Origin of the sequence: Pantoea wallisii, assembly GCF_002095485.1 — a bacterium.
In the GTDB taxonomy this organism is placed as follows: Bacteria; Pseudomonadota; Gammaproteobacteria; order Enterobacterales; family Enterobacteriaceae; genus Pantoea; species Pantoea wallisii.
Map to the genome: position 1 here is coordinate 1 of NZ_MLFS01000113.1, position 4,144 is coordinate 4,144.

The 4,144-nt window shown below is 62.3% G+C and carries 2 protein-coding genes; both read left to right on the top strand.

What is annotated here, in order from left to right; genetic code table 11:
* Positions 1-1,286 (top strand): DUF3131 domain-containing protein (locus HA48_RS21710; protein WP_244182930.1); only part of this gene is annotated, 1,286 nt, incomplete at its 5' end.
* 10 nt (positions 1,287-1,296) lie between these two features.
* On the top strand, positions 1,297-3,981 hold the full coding sequence (locus HA48_RS21715; RefSeq protein WP_158086985.1) for a response regulator: 2,685 nt from the start codon (positions 1,297-1,299) through the stop codon (positions 3,979-3,981).
* Positions 3,982-4,144: the final 163 nt, after the last annotated feature.

Here is a 4,144-nt window from a genome sequence, read left to right on the forward strand (position 1 = left end):
GGCACACCAGCGCGCGCACCGGTGCGCTGAGCACGGAGGAGCAGCGCTGGGCCGCGGTTGCCTGGCGCTACTTCGACAACAACGTGCAGAGCAGCGGTTTGGTCAACGGCAGCGACAAGCGGCCGGTAGCCAGCCTGTGGCAGATGGGCGATACCCTGATTGCACTGACCGCCGCCCGGCAGCTGAACCTGATCGACGATGCCCTGTTTGATCGCCGCCTGACGCAGCTGCTCGGCAGCCTGAACCGCATGCCGCTGACGCAGAGCGGTGTTCCCAATTTGCTCTATAACACGCAAAACCTTGCCATGGTGGGCTACAGCAACGCGCCGCAGGTGATTGGTTGGTCGTCGCGCGATATGGCCCGGCTGATGATGGCGCTGCGCATTGTCGCCGCCTTTCATCCGCAGTACAGCGAATACCTGGAGCGCATTGTGCTGCGCTGGAACTTCTGCCCGGTGGTGGATGATCAGGGCCAGCTCAACGCCGCCATGCTGCAACAGCAGAAGCTGCGCGTGCAGCCTGAAGGCCGGCTGGGCGACAGTGAATACAGCGCCGCAGGATTGGGGCTGTGGGGCTTCGCCAACGATCGTTCGCTGCGGCCGCCCTCACAGCACGTCATCCTCTACGGGCTGGCGCTGGACATCGACAGTCGCGATCCGCGCACCACATGGACGCCCAGCGCCATTACCACCACGCCGTATGTGCTGAGCGGTCTGGAGTATGGCTGGGAGCTGCCGGGGGCCGATCGCGACATCGTGCAGCTGCAGCGCCAGCGCGCCAGCCAGGTCTATCGCGTTCAGGAGCTGCGCTGGCAGCGCGAAGGCATTTTGACGGCGCGCAGCGACTTCAACCTCTCCGCGCCGCCGTGGCACGTCAATGACACGGTGTATGCCAATGGCTATGCGTGGAATACGCTGGCGGATGACGGCAAGTGGGTCCCACGGCTGGCGCAGGTTTCGACGCGCGCGGTATTCGGGCTCTGGGCGCTGTGGGACACGCCGTTTACCGATGCGCTGATGAAGATGACGCGCCTGCAATATGACGCGCAGCGCGGCTGGTATGAGGGGCGCGTCGAGGCCACCGGCGACTACAATCGCGCCATTACCTTGTCGACTAATGCCATGGTGCTGGAAGCCCTGCTTTTCAAGGTCAATATGGGGCCGCTACTGGCATCATCAGCCCTGCCGGACAACAGCTATTTCCGCCGTCAGCTCGACGATCCATTCACCCAGCCGCCACGCTGCTTCCCTTTGGTTAAGGGCGCAACCGCTGAGGCATTCGAGTAAGGAGCAGGTCATGCCCGAAGGTTTGTTACCCAAAGCGCTCGACTCATTGCGTGCCGCGGTGCTGATGTACGACGAGCAGGAGCGGCTGGTGGCCTACAACCGCCAGGTGGTGCGCTTCTATCCCGGCATGGAGCAGCGTATTCAGCGCGGCATGACGCTCACCCAGCTGGCGGAAGATTTTATTGCTTCAGTGTATATGACCGAAAACGCCCAGAGCCGTCAGGCGATGGTGGATAACCTGGTGAGCCGCTGTCGTCTCGATAACCACAGTGAGATGCGCCGCATCGCTAACCGCCAGGTGTTTGTGCAGCACAACCGGACGCCGGAAGGCGGCATTGTCAGTCTGCACATTGATATGTCGGGCTACGCGCTAATAAATGAGTCGCGCCAGCAGCTGCATGCGGATTTCGTGCTGGCGGCCGAGTCCACCCAGATTGGTATCTGGGACTGGCAGCAGCAGCACGACCTGTTACAGGTCAATGATGCCCTGCTGAATATGCTCGGCTATCCGCGCGAAACCTGGCACTACAGCGCCAGCTTCCTTGATACGCTGCTGCATCCCGACGACCGTAAACCGCTACAGCAGCTGTTCGCCTCCGCCAGTAATCAGCAGCTGCCGGTGTTTGAGCGCGAGATCCGACTGTTACACCGTAACGGCAACTACCGCTGGATGCTGCTCTCCGGTCAGGTTGCCAGCGTGACCGTTGCCGGCGACACCGAACGGGTGATCGGCACGCTGCAGGACATCACCAAGCGCAAAGAGGCGGAGCAACTCTCGCTGCAGGCGGTCGCCGCGGCACGTGCGGCAAACGATGCCAAGAGCGCCTTTCTTGCCAACATGAGCCATGAGATCCGCACGCCAATGAACGGAATTCTGGGCATGACGCAGCTCTGCCTGGATACCCGCCTGACCGCCGAACAGCGGGAGTATATGACGCTGGTCTATCACTCCGCGCACACGCTGCTTCACATCATCAATGACATCCTCGACTACTCCAAAATAGAGGCGGGCAAGATTGAGCTGGATGAAGAGTCATTTGAGATCCGGCCATTTCTGCACGCGGTGATGCGCCCGCTGATGCCCGCCGCCTCAGAGAAGAGCATTGAGTTACTGATCAACGTCGCGCCGGATGTGCCCGTGACCGTTGTCGCGGATACGGTGCGCCTGCGGCAGATTCTCACCAACCTGGCCAGCAATGCGCTGAAATTTACCCATCAGGGCGAAGTGGAACTGGCGGTACAGCGTGATGCGGCCGCGCTGCACTTCCGCGTCCGCGATACCGGCATTGGCATTCCGGTTGAGAAACAGCAGCTGATTTTTGAGTCGTTCAGCCAGGCCGATACCTCAACCACGCGCAAATATGGCGGCACCGGCCTGGGCCTGACCATCTCTGCCCGTCTGGTGGAGCGGCTCGGCGGCGAACTGAAAGTCCAGAGTGAGCCCGGCAGCGGCAGCATTTTCAGTTTTTCCCTTCCGCTGCCTGTGCAGGAGCAGACTGAGACGCTGAAGACCTCGCCGCGCCTGGCGCAGTTACCGGTGCTGGTGGTGGATGATAATGCCACCAACCGGCATTTGATGAGCGATATGCTGCGCAACATGGGGCTGATACCCTCCCTGGCCGCCAGCGCCGCGGATGCGCTGGCGCTGCTGCAGACGCACCCGCTGTTTCCGCTGATCCTACTGGATGCGCAGATGCCGGACAAAGACGGGATTGCGCTGGCGCTGGAGATCCGCGCCAATCCGGCGTTTCGCTCCTGCCAGATAATTATGCTGAGTTCGATGAGCCGGGCGATGGACGCCGAGCAGCTGAGCCAGATCGGCGTTAACCACTTCCTTGGTAAGCCGGTCGATCAGCGCGAGCTGTATGAGGTGATCCTCGCCGCGCTGCATCATCAACCCCTGCCCGCGCCCCCGGAGCACGCCGAAAGCGGCCCGCCGCCCGCCGCCGCTGCCCCCGCGCTGCGTATTCTGCTGGCCGAGGATAACCTGGTGAACCAGAAGCTGGCCGCCCACTTCCTGACCCGGCTCGGCCATCAGTTCGCCATCGCCGGTAACGGTCTGGAGGCATTGACCCTGCTGCAGAGCGATCGCTGGGATTTGGTGCTAATGGATCTACAGATGCCGGAGCTGGACGGCGAACAGGCGACACGCCTGATCCGCGAGCGCGAATCTGCGGCGGCGCAGCCGACGCATCAGCGCATCATCGCCATGACCGCCCACGCCATGAAGGGGGATGAAGAGTACTGCCTGCAAATTGGCTTCGATGGCTATATCGCCAAACCGGTAAGCCAGGAGGCGCTGCACAGTGAGATTCAGCGCGTCATGGCGCTGCCCGCGCCGGCCCGGCACGCTACGCCACCTGCTGCCGATGGTGCAGCGCTGGCGCAGCGTCTGGGGCTGGATACCGCGTTACTGCAGGAGCTGCTTACGCTGTTTGCCGACTCCCTGCCTGAACTGCAGGGCCAGCTCGATGGCGCCCTGGAGGAGCAGGATAACGATCGCATCCGACGCGTCAGCCATAAGCTGCGCGGCGAAGCGTCGATTTTTGGCTTTGATGAACTGACGCACTTTTTGCAGCAGCTGGAGGAGGAGGCGCGACTCAACCATGTTCCGCAGGCGGACGCGCAAACCCACCTGAGGGAAACCGTTGCACAGGTTCAACAACAGCTGGAACAGCTGCGGGAGGAGACATAATCATGACGCGTGCCGGACTGGTACTGATCTACTGCTGCAGCCTGCCGGTGCTGGCCGCGCCGGTGAGTACGCCGGTGAGCTGGTCGCTGGCCGGCCCATGGCGGGTGCACGATGCCAATGATGCAGATTTCACTGGCTGGCACGCCCCGGCTGGCGGCTGGCC

What these genes read in the sequence shown, in the direction of transcription:
- HA48_RS21715 (WP_158086985.1), top strand. Translation starts at nt 1,297, where the DNA reads ATGCCCGAAGGTTTGTTACCCAAAGCGCTCGACTCATTGCGTGCCGCG.